Source organism: Chitinophaga filiformis, assembly GCF_023100805.1.
Classification (GTDB): domain Bacteria; phylum Bacteroidota; class Bacteroidia; order Chitinophagales; family Chitinophagaceae; genus Chitinophaga; species Chitinophaga filiformis_B.
In genome coordinates this window covers 1,969,972-1,984,439 of sequence record NZ_CP095855.1, presented here as the reverse complement: position 1 = coordinate 1,984,439, position 14,468 = coordinate 1,969,972, and the positions used below count along the sequence as shown (strand labels likewise).

General features: G+C 44.4%; 24 protein-coding genes. All 24 read right to left on the bottom strand.

Annotated elements, in window-relative coordinates:
* Positions 1 to 45 precede the first annotated feature (45 nt).
* Positions 46 to 1,155: a glutamine-hydrolyzing carbamoyl-phosphate synthase small subunit gene (carA, locus tag MYF79_RS08290; protein ID WP_247813379.1), complete on the bottom strand. Its 1,110-nt coding sequence runs from the start codon at positions 1,153 to 1,155 to the stop codon at positions 46 to 48.
* 95 nt (positions 1,156 to 1,250) lie between these two features.
* Positions 1,251 to 2,078, bottom strand: a complete 828-nt coding sequence (locus MYF79_RS08285; protein WP_247813378.1) for a hypothetical protein — start codon at positions 2,076 to 2,078, stop codon at positions 1,251 to 1,253.
* 172 nt (positions 2,079 to 2,250) lie between these two features.
* On the bottom strand, positions 2,251 to 2,733 hold the full coding sequence (gene rplQ, locus MYF79_RS08280) for a 50S ribosomal protein L17 (protein WP_247813377.1): 483 nt from the start codon (positions 2,731 to 2,733) through the stop codon (positions 2,251 to 2,253).
* 70 nt (positions 2,734 to 2,803) lie between these two features.
* Positions 2,804 to 3,799, bottom strand: coding sequence for a DNA-directed RNA polymerase subunit alpha (locus MYF79_RS08275; protein WP_089835240.1), 996 nt, complete (start codon positions 3,797 to 3,799; stop codon positions 2,804 to 2,806).
* A 126-nt stretch (positions 3,800 to 3,925) separates the two neighbouring features.
* Positions 3,926 to 4,531, bottom strand: coding sequence for a 30S ribosomal protein S4 (gene rpsD / locus MYF79_RS08270; protein ID WP_106604066.1), 606 nt, complete (start codon positions 4,529 to 4,531; stop codon positions 3,926 to 3,928).
* 161 nt (positions 4,532 to 4,692) lie between these two features.
* A complete protein-coding gene (rpsK, locus tag MYF79_RS08265) occupies positions 4,693 to 5,094 on the bottom strand; it encodes a 30S ribosomal protein S11 (protein ID WP_110054730.1) in 402 nt (133 codons plus the stop codon).
* A 92-nt stretch (positions 5,095 to 5,186) separates the two neighbouring features.
* Complete coding sequence (gene rpsM / locus MYF79_RS08260; RefSeq protein ID WP_247813376.1) at positions 5,187 to 5,567, bottom strand: 30S ribosomal protein S13; 381 nt, start codon at positions 5,565 to 5,567, stop codon at positions 5,187 to 5,189.
* 36 nt (positions 5,568 to 5,603) lie between these two features.
* Positions 5,604 to 5,720, bottom strand: coding sequence for a 50S ribosomal protein L36 (gene rpmJ, locus MYF79_RS08255; RefSeq protein WP_012789310.1), 117 nt, complete (start codon positions 5,718 to 5,720; stop codon positions 5,604 to 5,606).
* A gap of 26 nt (positions 5,721 to 5,746) precedes the next feature.
* Positions 5,747 to 5,965, bottom strand: a complete 219-nt coding sequence (infA, locus tag MYF79_RS08250; RefSeq protein WP_012789309.1) for a translation initiation factor IF-1 — start codon at positions 5,963 to 5,965, stop codon at positions 5,747 to 5,749.
* Positions 5,966 to 6,080: 115 nt separating this feature from the next.
* A complete protein-coding gene (gene map / locus MYF79_RS08245; RefSeq protein WP_199657745.1) occupies positions 6,081 to 6,881 on the bottom strand; it encodes a type I methionyl aminopeptidase in 801 nt (266 codons plus the stop codon).
* A gap of 118 nt (positions 6,882 to 6,999) precedes the next feature.
* Positions 7,000 to 8,343, bottom strand: a complete 1,344-nt coding sequence (secY, locus tag MYF79_RS08240) for a preprotein translocase subunit SecY (RefSeq protein WP_199657746.1) — start codon at positions 8,341 to 8,343, stop codon at positions 7,000 to 7,002.
* Positions 8,344 to 8,518: 175 nt separating this feature from the next.
* A complete protein-coding gene (gene rplO, locus MYF79_RS08235) occupies positions 8,519 to 8,965 on the bottom strand; it encodes a 50S ribosomal protein L15 (protein WP_089835246.1) in 447 nt (148 codons plus the stop codon).
* A 111-nt stretch (positions 8,966 to 9,076) separates the two neighbouring features.
* Complete coding sequence (gene rpmD, locus MYF79_RS08230; protein WP_089835247.1) at positions 9,077 to 9,262, bottom strand: 50S ribosomal protein L30; 186 nt, start codon at positions 9,260 to 9,262, stop codon at positions 9,077 to 9,079.
* A gap of 69 nt (positions 9,263 to 9,331) precedes the next feature.
* On the bottom strand, positions 9,332 to 9,850 hold the full coding sequence (gene rpsE / locus MYF79_RS08225; RefSeq protein WP_089835248.1) for a 30S ribosomal protein S5: 519 nt from the start codon (positions 9,848 to 9,850) through the stop codon (positions 9,332 to 9,334).
* Between the two features lie 38 nt (positions 9,851 to 9,888).
* Positions 9,889 to 10,242, bottom strand: coding sequence for a 50S ribosomal protein L18 (gene rplR, locus MYF79_RS08220; protein WP_247813375.1), 354 nt, complete (start codon positions 10,240 to 10,242; stop codon positions 9,889 to 9,891).
* 85 nt (positions 10,243 to 10,327) lie between these two features.
* The gene (gene rplF, locus MYF79_RS08215; RefSeq protein WP_247813374.1) at positions 10,328 to 10,882 is read right to left on the bottom strand and encodes a 50S ribosomal protein L6; all 555 of its coding nucleotides are present in this window, start codon (positions 10,880 to 10,882) and stop codon (positions 10,328 to 10,330) included.
* 146 nt (positions 10,883 to 11,028) lie between these two features.
* Positions 11,029 to 11,427, bottom strand: a complete 399-nt coding sequence (rpsH, locus tag MYF79_RS08210) for a 30S ribosomal protein S8 (protein ID WP_199657749.1) — start codon at positions 11,425 to 11,427, stop codon at positions 11,029 to 11,031.
* 126 nt (positions 11,428 to 11,553) lie between these two features.
* The gene (rpsN, locus tag MYF79_RS08205; RefSeq protein ID WP_199657750.1) at positions 11,554 to 11,823 is read right to left on the bottom strand and encodes a 30S ribosomal protein S14; all 270 of its coding nucleotides are present in this window, start codon (positions 11,821 to 11,823) and stop codon (positions 11,554 to 11,556) included.
* Positions 11,824 to 11,895: 72 nt separating this feature from the next.
* Positions 11,896 to 12,471 (bottom strand): 50S ribosomal protein L5, encoded by a 576-nt coding sequence (gene rplE, locus MYF79_RS08200; RefSeq protein ID WP_199657751.1) that lies wholly within the window; start codon positions 12,469 to 12,471, stop codon positions 11,896 to 11,898.
* The gene (gene rplX, locus MYF79_RS08195) at positions 12,471 to 12,809 is read right to left on the bottom strand and encodes a 50S ribosomal protein L24 (protein WP_149695121.1); all 339 of its coding nucleotides are present in this window, start codon (positions 12,807 to 12,809) and stop codon (positions 12,471 to 12,473) included. The genes rplE and rplX overlap by 1 nt, the downstream gene beginning before the upstream one ends.
* Positions 12,810 to 12,969: 160 nt before the next feature.
* Positions 12,970 to 13,338 carry a 50S ribosomal protein L14 gene (gene rplN / locus MYF79_RS08190; protein ID WP_012789297.1) on the bottom strand — a complete coding sequence of 123 codons (369 nt, stop codon included), beginning with the start codon at positions 13,336 to 13,338 and terminating at the stop codon, positions 12,970 to 12,972.
* A 71-nt stretch (positions 13,339 to 13,409) separates the two neighbouring features.
* Positions 13,410 to 13,667, bottom strand: a complete 258-nt coding sequence (rpsQ, locus tag MYF79_RS08185) for a 30S ribosomal protein S17 (RefSeq protein ID WP_199657752.1) — start codon at positions 13,665 to 13,667, stop codon at positions 13,410 to 13,412.
* A 63-nt stretch (positions 13,668 to 13,730) separates the two neighbouring features.
* Positions 13,731 to 13,937 carry a 50S ribosomal protein L29 gene (rpmC, locus tag MYF79_RS08180; RefSeq protein WP_110054718.1) on the bottom strand — a complete coding sequence of 69 codons (207 nt, stop codon included), beginning with the start codon at positions 13,935 to 13,937 and terminating at the stop codon, positions 13,731 to 13,733.
* A gap of 73 nt (positions 13,938 to 14,010) precedes the next feature.
* Positions 14,011 to 14,430 carry a 50S ribosomal protein L16 gene (gene rplP, locus MYF79_RS08175; RefSeq protein ID WP_012789294.1) on the bottom strand — a complete coding sequence of 140 codons (420 nt, stop codon included), beginning with the start codon at positions 14,428 to 14,430 and terminating at the stop codon, positions 14,011 to 14,013.
* Between the last annotated feature and the right edge of the window lie 38 nt (positions 14,431 to 14,468).

The following is a 14,468-nucleotide window of genomic DNA, read 5'->3' as shown; positions in this document are numbered from 1 at the left end:
GGCCTGTAACCAGGACCGCCTCTTTTAATTTTATCTGAAGAAGATTTACATGTTTTCTTTGATCATATTAAAGAAGTCATCGAACAAATAACGACTATCATATGGTCCGGGAGTAGATTCCGGATGATACTGTACAGAAAATGCCGGCTTGTTCTTAATACGAATACCTTCTATCGATGAATCATTCAGGTTAACGTGAGTCACCTCTACCGTTTGGCTGGCAGCTATTGCTTTAGGATCTACCGCAAAGCCATGGTTCTGCGTCGTGATCTCGCAACGTCCTGTTGCCAGGTTTTTAACCGGATGGTTCAAACCGCGGTGGCCATGGTGCATTTTGTAAGTAGGAATATCATTAGCCAGTGCCAGCAACTGATGTCCAAGGCAAATGCCGAACATAGGCCTGTTGGCATTCAGGATCTTTTTAACCGTATCCACCGCATATTTTAATGGCGCAGGATCACCGGGACCATTCGAAATGAAATAAGCATGTGGTTTAAACTTTTCGCATTCCTCGAAGGCGGTGTCTGTTGGGAACACCTGCAGGTAAGCGCCTTTCTCAGACAAGCACTTCAACATATTTCTCTTCACTCCATTGTCCAACACCGCAATACGGATATCAGCGGCAGGATCTCCCACATTGTATGCCTCTTTGGTAGATACTTCTGCACACAGTGCCAGTCCCTCCATAGAAGGAACTTTTTTCAGCTCTGCCTTTAGCTGCTCAACATCCAGGATCTCGGAAGAAATGATACAGTTCATTGCTCCTTTGCTGCGGATATGCGAAACCAATGCCCGGGTATCCACATCATAAATAGCCACCAGGTTATTTTCGACCAGGAACTTCTCCAGTGAGCCGTCGGCCATCTGGCGGGAATAATTATAAGCAATATTCTTGCATATCAATCCGCTGATCTTCACACTGTCACTCTCCACATCATCCTTCTTCACGCCATAGTTACCTACATAACAGTTGTTCATGATCAGTACCTGGCCTTTATATGAAGGATCCGTAAATACTTCCTGGTATCCTGTCATCCCAGTGTTAAAACACAATTCACCTGCGGCGGTGCCAATTTTACCAAAAGCTTTTCCCTGATAAACCGTACCGTCGTCTAACAACAGTATGGCTGGCTGGATCGATCTAGTCTGAGGCATGCTTATTTTTTCGTTTTAAAAAATCGTGCAAAGTTATTGAATAAAAGATTAACTATCGAGTTTTCTCCCGATAAATTGTTAATCTTTCCCTTCAATTATTTGACATGAATCGATTTTATAATACGATGGGCAGCGGCAGCAGCAGTAGTATCATCTTCCCGGTATCGGATCTCCACTTCCCAACGGTGCGGACCGTTTACCAGCAACAAATTGCAGAAAGACAACCTGATACCGCTCTTATAATTGAAGCTACCCTCTTGTAACAGGGCATTCATGCCACTTTGCATGATGGTATCCGTAGTGTATTTAAGATCCGAGATCTCCTCGTTCTTTTTCATTTCGCTGGCTGTAGCAGCCCCTGCGATCTCCAGGTCATTGGACACATTTGGCCGGAAGCTGTACATGTTCACCTCCACCTGCATCCCCTCTTCTACCCTGTTCCTGTAACTCTTGGCATACTCAACAAACTGGGCTACTTCCGGAGCCAGTGGCTTATCATTCACTCCAAGATGCATCGGGGTACTGATCTCGATCGCCTGCCGTCCTATTTTAGCCGTCTCCCAGGATGAATACAGCCATGCTTTGTTTATCTTGGGATATATAAAGCTAAACACAACACGCTTGCCAATATACCCCCCTGCAACCGCTGCAAGGCCTATTATCAAGATTACCGTAATAATGGCTCCCCGCCTGCCAGCCCATTTCAGATATTTTTGTTGCAATTCTCCCAGGTGGTTCTTTCTCGCTTTTTTGGGTTTAACTCCTTTTTCCCGCTGGAAATCTTCAAAACTTCCTTCAGGTCTTTTTAACTTCCATTCAGCATAGTTAGTTGGCAGTTTTTTGCCACATTCCGCGCAAAAGGTGAGAAACTCAGACTTGAGTTCATTGTAATGCCCACAGCTTTTACATTTCAGGTAAATCATAAGATATAGAGCGATTTTTTAGACGGATCTTCCCGCTATAATTTCAAATACAGCACGATATTACAAAAAAATATAATTAATCTATATTATGCTTTCACAGTAGGTTGGGAATCAAGTAAAAAAAAATCCCGGAGTAAACTCCGGGATCCTTATGAATTGAAGCGAACTAATATTACTCAGCTGCTTTTTCTTCAGTTGCTGCAGTGCCTTCTTCAGTAGCCTTTTTCTTGCTACCACCAGCACGGCGTGTTTTCTTGGCAGGAGCTGCTTCTTTCTCAGCTTTACCACCATAGATCTCGTTAAAGTCAACCAGTTCGATCAGCGCAGTTTCGGCGTTGTCACCAACACGTTTACCTAACTTGATGATACGGGTATAACCACCAGGACGGCTAGCGATCTTTTCGCTGATAGCACCGAACAGTTCCTTGATGGACTCTTTATCCTGCAGATAGCTGAACACAATTCTACGGTTGTGGGTAGAATCGCTCTTTGCTCTTGTCAGCAAAGGCTCAACGTATACACGCAGAGACTTGGCTTTAGCCAGAGTGGTAGTGATACGTTTGTGCTTGATCAGCTCAATTGCAAGATTTGCCAACAGGCTCTTACGGTGTGCGGCAGTTCTGCCGAGGTGGTTTAATTTTACTCCGTGACGCATGACGTTTTGTTTTTTGATTCCCCTATACCGTGTCAGGAATTACAGGGTACTTATTTAGATATTAATTCTACTATTCTTCGTCTAATTTCAGTTTGGACAGGTCCATACCGAAATGTAAACCTCTTTCGTTCAGCACCTGCTCAATTTCGCTGAGGGATTTCTGACCAAAGTTCCTGAATTTCATCAGCTCTTCCTGTTCGTACTGAACCAGTTCGCTCAGGGAGTTGATTTTAGCAGCTTTCAGACAGTTGAAAGCACGAACGCTCAGATCCAGATCTTCCAGCGGCGTTTTCAGTATCTTACGCAGCTGCAGTGTCTGTTCATCAACAACATCTTCTTTCTCAGTGTCTTTAGTATCGAAGCTGATGTTCTCATCGGTGATGATCATCAGGTGTTGGATCAGGATGCGGGAAGCCTGTTTTACAGCTTCTTCCGGGTGGATGGTACCATCTGTGATCACTTCCATGATCAGCTTCTCATAGTCAGTCTTTTGTTCCACACGGGTATTCTCGATGCTATATTTTACGTTCTTGATAGGCGTAAAGATAGAGTCGATAGCGATGTAACCGAAAACGGCATCTTTAGGTTTGTTCTCTTCAGCTGGCACATAACCACGGCCTTTGCCGATAGTCAACTCGATGTCCAGCTTTGCAGATGGATCCAGCGTACAGATAAGCAATTCAGGATTCATGATCTGGAAAGCACTGGTAGCTTTTTCGATCATGTCAGCGCGAAACTCAGTTTTTCCTTTAATAGAAATCTGGATTTTCTCGTTGCTAACTTCGTTCTCAACGATACGTTTGAAACGTACCTGCTTAAGGTTCAGGATGATTTCAGTTACGTCTTCAGTGATTCCTTTTAAAGTTGCAAACTCGTGATCCGCACCTTCTATCTTTATTCCCACAATGGCATAACCCTCCAGAGACGATAGCAGCACGCGGCGCAGCGCGTTACCCACAGTCACCCCATAACCCGGTTCTAACGGCCGGAATTCGAATTGAGCTTCAAAGTCAGTAGACTTCTGCAAAACGATCTTATCAGGCTTTTGGAAATTCAGAATTGCCATTGATATGTTAAGTTTAATTGTTTATGTAAAACGGCCTTTAGCCATTAACATGCAGTCCTTAGTAACCCACGTAAAAATATTACGCCGGCAACTAATGACCCATGCTTAACGGCTAAAGACATATTATTATTTAGAGTACAATTCTACGATCAGCTGCTCCTTAATGTTCTCAGGAACGCTCTCTCTCTCAGGATATGCAATGAAAGTACCTTTCAGTTCTTTTTCATTCCAATCCAACCAGCTGAATTTAGGATTCTTACCGCGAATATTGCTGGTAATTGCAGTGTTAGTTGCTGCAGATGGTTTCAGTCCGATGATATCACCTGGTTTCAGCTGATAAGAAGGGATATTCATTACTTCACCATTAACAGTGATGTGTTTGTGAGAAACCAGCTGACGGGCAGCAGGACGGGAAGGAGCGATACCAAGACGGAATACCGCGTTATCCAGACGTGCTTCCAGTAATTTGATCAATACCTCACCGGTAACACCTTTACGACGGTTAGCCTCAACGAACAGATTAGCGAACTGACGCTCCAGTACTCCATAAGTGTACTTTGCCTTCTGTTTTTCACGCAGCTGCAGCGCGTATTCACCCAGCTGTTTACGCTTACGGGTTACACCATGCTGACCCGGAGGGTTGCTGTTCTTACCTAAATACTTACCGTTTCCTAAAATCGGTTCTCCAAAAATTCTGGAGATCTTGGTCTTTGGTCCTGTATACCTTGCCATGTTATTTGTTAGATTTTTTAGTTCCGGTATATGATCTTTAAAAAATCTTAAACCTGATCATATACCCATTAATAATAAAAGTATCAAACAGCAATTCGAAAGCAGGAAGCGGAAGATAATTCCAACTTTCCACTTTCGAAATACCGCAAATTATATTGATCCTATACCCTTCTCTTTTTAGGAGGACGGCAACCGTTGTGAGGTAAAGGAGTTACGTCTTTGATCATGTTCACCTCGATACCGGAGTTAGCGATAGCACGGATTGCACTCTCACGACCAGCACCAGGGCCTTTTACAAAAACATCTGCTCTTTTCAGACCTGCTTCCATTGCTGTTTTTGCAGCGTCAGAAGCCGCCAGCTGAGCCGCATAAGGAGTGTTCTTTTTAGAACCCTTGAAGCCCATCTTACCTGCAGTAGACCAGGAGATAACCTGACCCTGCTTGTTGGTAATGCTGATGATGATATTGTTGAAACTAGCAGAGATGTGTACATCGCCGTAGTTGTCTACTTTAACTACCCTCTTTTTGTTAGCAGCAGTTTTTGTATTTGTTGCTTTTGCCATAATTATATAAAATTCCAGGTTCCAGGTTCCAGATTCCTCTTGCCATATACACGACTACTGGAAACCGGAACTTGTTATTTGTATTATCAAGTTTATTTCTTAGGCGCCTTCTTTTTACCTGCAACCGTTTTACGTTTACCTTTACGGGTACGGCTATTGGTACGGGTACGCTGGCCTCTCAACGGTAAGCCCTTCCTGTGACGAAGACCGCGATAACAAGCGATATCCAATAAACGCTTGATATTCATCTGTACTTCAGAACGCAGCTGACCTTCTACCTTAAACTCACTGTTAATGATGTTACGGATAGCAGCCTGCTCATCATCGTTCCAATCCTTAACTTTCTTGTTGAAGTCTATACCAGACTTCTCCAGAATATACTGAGCGGTAGAACGACCAATACCAAAGATGTAGGTCAGGCCAATTTCTCCACGTTTATTTTTAGGAAGATCGATACCGGCTATACGTGCCATATTTGTATTTTAATTTACTAGTTATGTATTAATTGATTATCCCTGGCGTTGTTTAAAACGGGGATTCTTTTTGTTGATCACCAACAATTTACCCTTCCTGCGCACAATTTTGCAATCTGCACTTCTTTTTTTTATGGAAGCTCTTACCCTCATAAGTTATAAGTTATAAGTCTGTATTATTATTTATATCTGAATATTATTCTGCCTCTGCTCAAATCGTATGGACTCATCTCGACCCCGACTTTGTCACCAGGCAGGATGCGGATATAGTGCATTCTCATCTTCCCAGAAATGGTAGCTAAAATCTCGTGCCCGTTCTCTAACTTAACTCGGAACATAGCGTTAGACAAGGCTTCTAGTATTATTCCATCCTGTTTAATGAGTGCCTGTTTTGCCATAAAAATTTTTAGGACTGCAAAGATAGCGAAATCTTAAGAAAAAGAAAAATTAATCAAATAAACGTGAATAATTAATTGTGGATAAGATCCCGATACCACGCTTACTCATTAATTATCAATAGCTTGAGTTCAAAGCTGGATTATTTTTTTCCGCCTTTTCTATCCCCTCAAAAGACGAAAGTATGTCAGGTTTCCCTTTCATTACCGCCACATTATGCTCAAAATGAACAGAAGGCTTCTCGTCGCGGGTGATCACTGTCCAGCCGTCTTCCATGTATTCCACCTCCTTTACTCCCAGGTTGATCATAGGTTCTATCGCGATCACCAGTCCTTCTTTCATGATCGGACCACTGCCACGCTTCCCATAATTGGGTACCTGAGGATCTTCATGGAGATTACGGCCCAAACCATGGCCCACCAGCTCACGCACAACGCCATAACCGCGTTGCTTCTCCGTATGCTCCTGGATGGCATGTGCGATGTCTCCTATACGGTTGCCCGCCACAGCCTTTTCTATGCCCTTATAAAGCGCTTCTTTGGTTGCCTTCATCAACGCCAGCACCTCTGGCTTTACATCGCCAATGGCAAATGTATAAGCGCTGTCGCCATGATATCCGTTTAACAACACCCCTACATCCACACTCACAATATCTCCGTCCTGCAATACATAAGAATTGGGAATACCATGCACCACCTCCGCATTTACAGAAATACAGCAGCTTTTCGGAAACCCTCTGTAGTTCTTAAAAGACGGTACCGCCCCGTTTGCCAGGATGAACTTTTCCACTATCGCGTCAATATCAAGGGTAGACATTCCCGGCTTCAGATGCTTCGCCACTTCTTCCAATGTAGCACTCACCAATAATGCGCTTTTGCGCATCAGCTCAATTTCTTCCTTAGTTTTATAATGCACCATACCAAAAAGCGGATTAGGAAAGTACTTAAAAGATGAAGCCACGCAAGCATAAAACCAGCAGGTATAACGCTGTTGGTCTTATGCTTCTGTGGCTATTATACCAGGTAGCCTGGATTAATCAGACGTTAGCCGTAGCTGTTCTTCCTTTAATCCGACCTGTGCTCATGAGTCCATCGTAATGGCGCATCAGCAGCTGGCTTTCTATTTGCTGGAGCGTATCCAGGATAACGCCCACCATGATCAGCAGGGATGTACCTCCGAAGAAGGTAGCGAAGTTGCTGTTGATATTCATTGCTGCAGCTACACCAGGCAGGATACCTACCAACGCCAGGAAGAATGCACCCGGCAGCGTGATACGATCCATTACAGCGCCGATATAGTCGGCAGTAGCTTTACCAGGCTTAACGCCGGGAACGAAACCATTATTACGTTTCATTTCATCCGCCATGGAGGTCGGATTGAATATCAATGCAGTATAGAAGTACGTGAACACTATTACCAGCACAGCATAGATCAGGTTGTACCAGCCGTTGGTGTGATCACTGAAGATACGGATGAATCCGGATCCGCTGTCAGTAGCAAAACCGATCGCTGTAGCCGGGATGAACATGATTGCCTGGGCAAAGATGATCGGCATTACACCGGCAGCATTCACCTTCAGCGGGATGAACTGACGTACACCGCCGAACTGTTTATTGCCAACTATACGTTTTGCGTAGTTTACAGGGATCTTACGGGTACCCTGTACCAGCAGGATCAGACCGATAGTGATCAGTACAAACACTGCCAGCTCTATCAGGAACAGCATCACGCCGCCGTTGCTCTGGGCATTCCTGGAGGAGAACTCCTGGATGATAGCCTGTGGCAGACGGGCAAGGATGCCGACCATGATTATAATAGACGTACCGTTACCGATACCTTTGTCTGTGATTTTTTCGCCCAGCCACATTACAAACAGGGTACCTGCTGTAAGTACAATGGTGGTAGTCAGCCAGAAGAAGGCTGCACCATATTCTGGTATAATAGCACCTGCAGATTGCTGTTTCAGGAAGGCAACGTATGCGCTCGCCTGGAAACCGGTCACTATTACTGTCAGTATACGGGTATACTGATTAATCTTTTTCCTGCCGCTCTCTCCTTCTTTCTGGAGTTTCTGAAAATAAGGCACGGCAATTGTAAGCAGTTGTATGGCTATGGATGCAGAGATATAGGGCATTATGCCGAGGGCAAAAATGGACGCCCTGGAGAATGAACCTCCGGCAAACATATTGAACAGTCCCAGGATACCTTTCTCTGACTTGTTGGCAAACTCTCCCATACCCAAACTGTTGGCATCGATACCGGGTAACGCGATATAGGATCCTACACGATAGATGAGGACAAGAAGCAATGTGGTGAGAATGCGGTTACGCAAATCCTCGATGCTCCAGATATTCTTAATCGTTTCGATAAATTTCTTCACAGGAAGATGAATGTTTAATATTCAAAATTTCATCCCGCCCCTCAGGCGAGACCAAATTCCGAACCTGCATTAGCTGCTATTCAGTAACTCTGGCCGGGATTTGTGTTGTTTTCTCTGGCTTGATAAAATGTGAAAAGACGCACTACTCCGTAGGCGTCTCCTCAGTCGTGAAATCTTATACCAGCTCTACCGTTCCACCCGCTGCTTCTATCAGCTGCTTGGCTTTTTCGCTGATCGCATTCACTTTTGCGGTTACTTTAGCCTTCAGTTCTCCCTGACCCAGGATCTTCACTTTCGCGGTCCTGTTGATCAACCCGTTCATGTACAGGTTTTCCAGAGAGAAGTCCTGCAGACCATATTTTTCAACCAGGTGATCGATCTGACCGATGTTAAATACCTGGTATTCAGTAGGATTCAAGCTCTTGAAACCACGTTTAGGCATACGACGCTGAATTGGCATCTGACCACCTTCGTGACCTCTTTTGCTCTGATAACCAGCACGTGACTGACCACCTTTATTACCTTTTGTAGAGGTACCACCTTTACCGGATGCTTCACCACGACCAAGGCGCTTCTCTTTATGTACGGAACCCTTTGCAGGTTGTAACGTATGCAGATTCATTTTTTAATTTTTTTTACTTACGCGGAAATTAACCGCTCGCTTTTAATGTAAAATGTTTATTCGTAAATCTCCGATATAAATGTAGGATTATTTCCCGGGTAATAAAATTTATTACGCCTGTTCTCCTTCAACTTTTACCAGATGATTCACTTTACGCACCATACCCAGGATCTGGGGAGTAGCTTCCACTTCTACAGTGGCGTGCATTTTTTTCAGTCCCAGCGCCCTCAGGGTGAGCTTCTGGCGTTCAGGACGGTCTATACCACTTTTTACTTGAGTGATCTTGATCTTTGCCATTGTTATTTGAATTGCCACTTTACAATTGTCAGGAACAGAATACCTGCCCTGCCTAACTGGATAGTGTTATTATCCGTTAAAAACTTTCTTCAGCGATACGCTTCTGGTCTTCGCTACCTGGATTGGCTCACGCAGGAGACCTAATGCCTTGAATGTAGCTTTTACCACGTTGTGCGGGTTAGCAGAACCCAGGGACTTAGCCAGAACGTCGGTGATACCTGCGCTTTCCAGTACGGCACGCATTGAACCTCCGGCGATCACACCAGTACCATGAGCCGCTGGCTTGATCAGCACCTTAGCGGCACCTTCTTTAGCCAACTGGTCGTGAGGAATAGTACCGTGCATCACCGGAACCTTGATCAGGTTCTTCTTGGCATCATCGATACCTTTGGTGATAGCTTCCTGCACTTCCTTAGCCTTACCCAGACCGTGTCCTACTACACCGTGCTCGTTACCTACTACTACCAGGGCAGAAAAACTGAAAGTACGTCCGCCTTTGGTGGTCTTGGTTACACGGTTGATAGCCACAACCTTCTCTTTCAGCTCCAGGTCACCGGCCTTTACTCTATTAAATGTATTCTTTGCCATTTTTTTACTTGCGAATTACGATTTAATCAATTTCGATATTAGAATTGGAGGCCAGCTTCTCTGGCACCATCAGCTACGCTCTTTACGCGACCATGATACAAATAACCACCGCGGTCAAAAGTGCAGGTTGTAATGCCTAATGATTTTGCCTTGGTAGCCAGTGCAGCACCTACCAGCTTTGATTTCTCGCTTTTGGTACCTTTCTGTGCCTTGATATCTTTATCACGGGAAGAAGCAGCAGCCAGAGTAACACCATTGGTATCATCTATCAATTGCACGTAAATATCGCTATTGCTGCGAAATACAGATAATCTCGGCTTCTGTGCAACACCCACAACCTTTTTACGAATGCGGTAGCGGATCTTCTGTCTCCTATTAACTTTTGTACTCATTTCTCTTTCATTTTTATTCATTCCGATACTGCCGGAATGGTGTTGAACTAGCTAATTGACGATACCGCCAATTAGCTAATTAAAATTATTTACCTGCAGACTTACCTGCTTTCTTACGAACCACCTCATCACTGTAGCGAACACCTTTACCTTTGTAAGGCTCTGGTTTACGCAGGCTACGGATTTTAGCAGCTACCTGACCTAAGAGCTGGTTGTCAATACCTTCCAGCATGATCTTAGGGTTAGCACCCTTTTCAGTCAGGGTAGATACCTTCAGTTCTTTAGGGATCTCAACGATAATGTTGTGAGAGTAACCCAGAGACAGGTCCAGTAACTGACCATTGTGAGCGGCTTTGTAACCAACACCCACCAGTTCAAGTTGTTTCTTGAACCCTTCTGTAACACCTTCCACCATATTGGCGATCAGCGCGCGGTACAGACCGTGCAGTGCGCGGTGACGGATCTGGTCAGTAGGACGTACTACTGTCAGAACGCCATCCTTCACTTCTATCTTGATATCCCTGTCGATGTTCCTTTTCAGTTCACCTTTAGGGCCTTTTACAGTCAGCTCATTAGCAGGGGAAACACTTACTGTCACACCGCTGGCCAATTTGATAGGACTTTTACCTATACGAGACATAATTGCAGTTTTTACTGTTATGTTTGGATGAGGATCTCTTCCGTGTTCAGCGCCGTATAGAAAGCTTAATTGTCAGAAGGTCCATTTGGATTTTCCCTGTTGACAGCTGTCAGATATCCGTCAGCGTCATCAACAGGGCTTATATATTAATAAACGTAGCAAACAACTTCGCCGCCAACGTTTTGAGCTTTGGCTTCTTTGTCGGTCATTACGCCTTTGGAAGTAGAGATGATAGCAACACCTAAACCATTCTTGATACGTTTGAAATCAGCTGGTTTAGAATATTGACGTAAACCCGGACGGCTGATACGCTGCATATCGGTGATAGCAGGTACTTTGGTCTGTGGGTCGTATTTCAGCGCTATCTTGATAACGCCCTGTTTAGTATCTTCTTCAAATTTGTACTTCAGGATGTAGCCTTTGTCGTACAGTATCTCGGTGATACGTTTTTTCAGTTTGGAGGCAGGAATTTCCACAATCCTGTGGTTGGCCATTTGCGCGTTCCGGATTCTGGTCAGGAAGTCTGCTATTGGATCAGTAACCATTGTTCTTAAAATTTAAAAACTATTTTACAATGCGATATCCAATCAGTAATAGATAGGAAAATCAAATAACTAATGCCGGTTTTTCCGGAAGCACTGCGTTGCAGGCATTCAGGAACTGGTGTTGGCTTACCAGCTTGCTTTTCTTACGCCAGGGATTTTACCAGCCAGGGCCAGGTCGCGGAACATGTTACGACACATACCGAATTGACGCATGTAACCTCTTGGACGGCCGGAAAGCTGACACCTGTTATGCAGGCGAACAGGAGATGCATTTTTTGGAAGTAAGTCCAGGGCAGCGTAGTTACCTTCTGCTTTCAGGGTAGCACGCTTTTCTGCAAACTTAGCAACCAGTGCAGCTCTCTTCCTCTCACGGGCTTTTACGGATTCTCTTGCCATGTTAAGTTTATGATTCCAGTTATAAATTCCAAATTCCAAACCCTTTCAGGGATTGGAATTTGATATCAGATATTATTGATTATCCTTTTTTACGTTCTTGAACGGCATACCCAGTTCCTTCAGCAGCTCGTAAGCTTCTTCGTTGGTATTAGCCGTAGTAACAAAAGTGATATCCATACCGGAGATCTTTGTTACCTTATCGATATCGATCTCAGGGAAAATGATCTGCTCAGTAATACCCAGGGTATAGTTACCGCGGCCATCGAAAGCCTTTTCATTCACACCTTTAAAGTCACGTACACGAGGCAGGGAAACTGCGATCAGACGATCCAGGAAGTCGTACATATTGTTACCACGCAGTGTTACGCGGGCGCCAATCGGCATGTTCTTCCTCAGTTTAAAGTTAGAGATGTCTTTTTTAGACATAGTAGCGATCGCTTTCTGACCGGAGATACGGGTCATCTCGTCAACAGCAATATCTACCAGCTTCTTATCTCCAACAGCGCCATTGATACCCTGGTTCAGACAGATCTTTACCAGGCGGGGTACCTGCATTACGCTCTTGTAGTTAAATTTCTTTTGCAGCGCACTAACTACTTCATTGCGGTATTTAGCCTGCAGTCTCGGTTTATATGTAGTGTTTGCCATTATTTAATTACCTCCCCTGATTTTTTAGCTATACGAACTAATTTACCGTTATCACGCTGCCTGCTTACTTTGGTAGGTTTACCAGCCTTAGCATCCCATAACATTACGTTAGAAATAGCGATAGGAGCCTCCTGCTTAACGATGCCACCTTTGGTGTTCTGAGCAGTAGGTTTGGTATGTTTGGTGATGATGTTCACACCTTCTACCAGAATGCGTGCCTTGTCAGGAATCACTTCCAGCACCTTGCGGGGCTTGGTCCTGTCCTTATCATCACCGGCAATCACCACTACCGTGTCGCCTTTCTTAATGTTGAACTTAGGCTTGAATCTCGTTTTCATTATTTGTTTATTTAAAACGCCAAGCGAAACACCCGTTCCGCTTGATTAATATTGTCGTTTTTGAAACGGGCTGCAAAGATATGCTTTTAAGCTGAAAGCACAAAGCCTAAAGATTTGTAACTTTTGGCTTTATGCTTTCAACTCTCTATAATGCTTTGATTTACAGCACCTCGGGAGCCAGAGAGATAATCTTCATGTATCCCTTATCGCGCAGCTCACGGGCAACCGGACCGAAAATACGGGTACCGCGTGGCTCGTCAGAGTTGTTCAGCAATACAACGGCATTATCGTCAAAACGGATATAAGATCCGTCCTTACGGCGCAGCTTGTTTTTAGTTCTTACGATAACAGCTTTGGTTACCATACCTTTCTTTACGCCACCACCTGGGATTGCGTCCTTTACAGTCACAACGATCTTGTCACCCACTTTAGCGTAATCCTGGCCTGAGTTGCCTAATACCCTAATACACAGTACCTCTTTGGCACCGCTGTTATCAGCCACATTCAGCCTTGATTCTTGTTGTATCATCTTATGAGATTTGTAAGTTGTTTAATCAGCGGCTCAACCCGGGAATGCCGGAAGGAGCTTGAAACACATAATTATTTTACTTTTTCGATAACTTCTACCAGTCTCCAGCATTTGTTCTTGCTCAGAGGGCGAACTTCCATGATTCTAACAGTATCGCCAATGCTGCACTCGTTTTTCTCGTCGTGCGCCATGAACTTGGTAGTTTTCTTAACGAACTTACCATAGATAGGGTGCTTCACCTTACGCTCAACGCTTACAGTGATAGTTTTCTCCATCTTGTTGCTGGATACCACACCAATCCTGGTTTTTCTTAATTTTCTTTCGATCATTGTTGAAAGTATTTACTCCCTAACCCTCCCGTTTTCACGACAGGATTAATGAATTTTATTATTTTAGGCTTGTGCGCCCAGTTCTCTTTTGCGCAGCTCGGTTTTCAGCTGTGCGATCTGACGCCTGAGAGAGCGGATGCTCATTGGATTCTCGATCGGCGTAATTGCATGACTGAATGTAATTTTCTTCAGGCGTAATTGTTCCTCAGAGATCTTCTCTCTCAGGTCCTGGTCGCTTAAACCTTTCAGATCCAGCTTATCTTTTGCCATTGTTTTATAAAATTTCTGGTTTATCGTTTATAGTTTATCTCTCGTTGCACGTTGCTTCCTGCAGGTTGCCGGATTATGCAACGTAATCGGGACGCACTACAAATTTCACTTTGATTGGCAGTTTCTGTGCAGCCAGCTCCATTGCTTCTTTAGCTACCTGTAAAGGAACACCATCCGCTTCAAATAAGATACGGCCTGGTTTCACTACTGCAGCCCAATGGTCAGGAGCACCCTTACCTTTACCCATCCTCACTTCCAGTGGTTTGGCGGTAATAGACTTATCCGGGAATATACGGATCCACACGTTACCTTCACGTTTCATATGCCTGGTCAGAGCCACCCTGGCAGCTTCAATCTGCCTGTCGGTGATCCACTTAGGTTCTAATGCTTTCAGACCGAAACTACCAAAGGAAATCGCCGCGCCGCGCTTAGCGTTACCTTTGATGCGGCCTTTATGCATCTTCCTGTGTTTCGTTCTCTTTGGCTGTAACATCTTGGTATTAGTTAATTGTTAATGTTAATTGTTAAGTA

Excerpts from the sequence above, each read along its gene's own strand:
- rpmC (WP_110054718.1), bottom strand. The coding sequence starts at position 13,937 with ATGGCAAAAGATAAGCTGGATCTGAAAGGTTTAAGCGACCAGGACCTG.
- map (WP_199657745.1), bottom strand. The coding sequence starts at position 6,881 with ATGGTGCATTATAAAACTAAGGAAGAAATTGAGCTGATGCGCAAAAGC.
- rpsM (WP_247813376.1), bottom strand. The coding sequence starts at position 5,567 with ATGGCACGTATAGCCGGTATCGATCTTCCTAAAAATAAACGTGGAGAA.
- rplE (WP_199657751.1), bottom strand. The coding sequence starts at position 12,471 with ATGGCAAACACTACATATAAACCGAGACTGCAGGCTAAATACCGCAAT.
- rpmD (WP_089835247.1), bottom strand. The coding sequence starts at position 9,262 with ATGGCAAAGATCAAGATCACTCAAGTAAAAAGTGGTATAGACCGTCCT.
- infA (WP_012789309.1), bottom strand. The coding sequence starts at position 5,965 with ATGGCAAAACAGGCACTCATTAAACAGGATGGAATAATACTAGAAGCC.
- rplF (WP_247813374.1), bottom strand. The coding sequence starts at position 10,882 with ATGTCTCGTATAGGTAAAAGTCCTATCAAATTGGCCAGCGGTGTGACA.
- rpsD (WP_106604066.1), bottom strand. The coding sequence starts at position 4,531 with ATGGCAAGGTATACAGGACCAAAGACCAAGATCTCCAGAATTTTTGGA.
- rpsK (WP_110054730.1), bottom strand. The coding sequence starts at position 5,094 with ATGGCAAAAGCAACAAATACAAAAACTGCTGCTAACAAAAAGAGGGTA.
- rplQ (WP_247813377.1), bottom strand. The coding sequence starts at position 2,733 with ATGCGTCACGGAGTAAAATTAAACCACCTCGGCAGAACTGCCGCACAC.
- rpmJ (WP_012789310.1), bottom strand. The coding sequence starts at position 5,720 with ATGAGGGTAAGAGCTTCCATAAAAAAAAGAAGTGCAGATTGCAAAATT.
- MYF79_RS08285 (WP_247813378.1), bottom strand. The coding sequence starts at position 2,078 with ATGATTTACCTGAAATGTAAAAGCTGTGGGCATTACAATGAACTCAAG.
- rplO (WP_089835246.1), bottom strand. The coding sequence starts at position 8,965 with ATGAATCTGCATACGTTACAACCTGCAAAGGGTTCCGTACATAAAGAG.
- rplP (WP_012789294.1), bottom strand. The coding sequence starts at position 14,430 with ATGTTACAGCCAAAGAGAACGAAACACAGGAAGATGCATAAAGGCCGC.
- carA (WP_247813379.1), bottom strand. The coding sequence starts at position 1,155 with ATGCCTCAGACTAGATCGATCCAGCCAGCCATACTGTTGTTAGACGAC.
- rpsN (WP_199657750.1), bottom strand. The coding sequence starts at position 11,823 with ATGGCAAGAGAATCCGTAAAAGCCCGTGAGAGGAAGAGAGCTGCACTG.
- rpsH (WP_199657749.1), bottom strand. The coding sequence starts at position 11,427 with ATGGTTACTGATCCAATAGCAGACTTCCTGACCAGAATCCGGAACGCG.
- rplX (WP_149695121.1), bottom strand. The coding sequence starts at position 12,809 with ATGAAAACGAGATTCAAGCCTAAGTTCAACATTAAGAAAGGCGACACG.
- MYF79_RS08275 (WP_089835240.1), bottom strand. The coding sequence starts at position 3,799 with ATGGCAATTCTGAATTTCCAAAAGCCTGATAAGATCGTTTTGCAGAAG.
- rpsE (WP_089835248.1), bottom strand. The coding sequence starts at position 9,850 with ATGGCAAAGAATACATTTAATAGAGTAAAGGCCGGTGACCTGGAGCTG.
- rpsQ (WP_199657752.1), bottom strand. The coding sequence starts at position 13,667 with ATGATCGAAAGAAAATTAAGAAAAACCAGGATTGGTGTGGTATCCAGC.
- rplR (WP_247813375.1), bottom strand. The coding sequence starts at position 10,242 with ATGAGTACAAAAGTTAATAGGAGACAGAAGATCCGCTACCGCATTCGT.
- rplN (WP_012789297.1), bottom strand. The coding sequence starts at position 13,338 with ATGATACAACAAGAATCAAGGCTGAATGTGGCTGATAACAGCGGTGCC.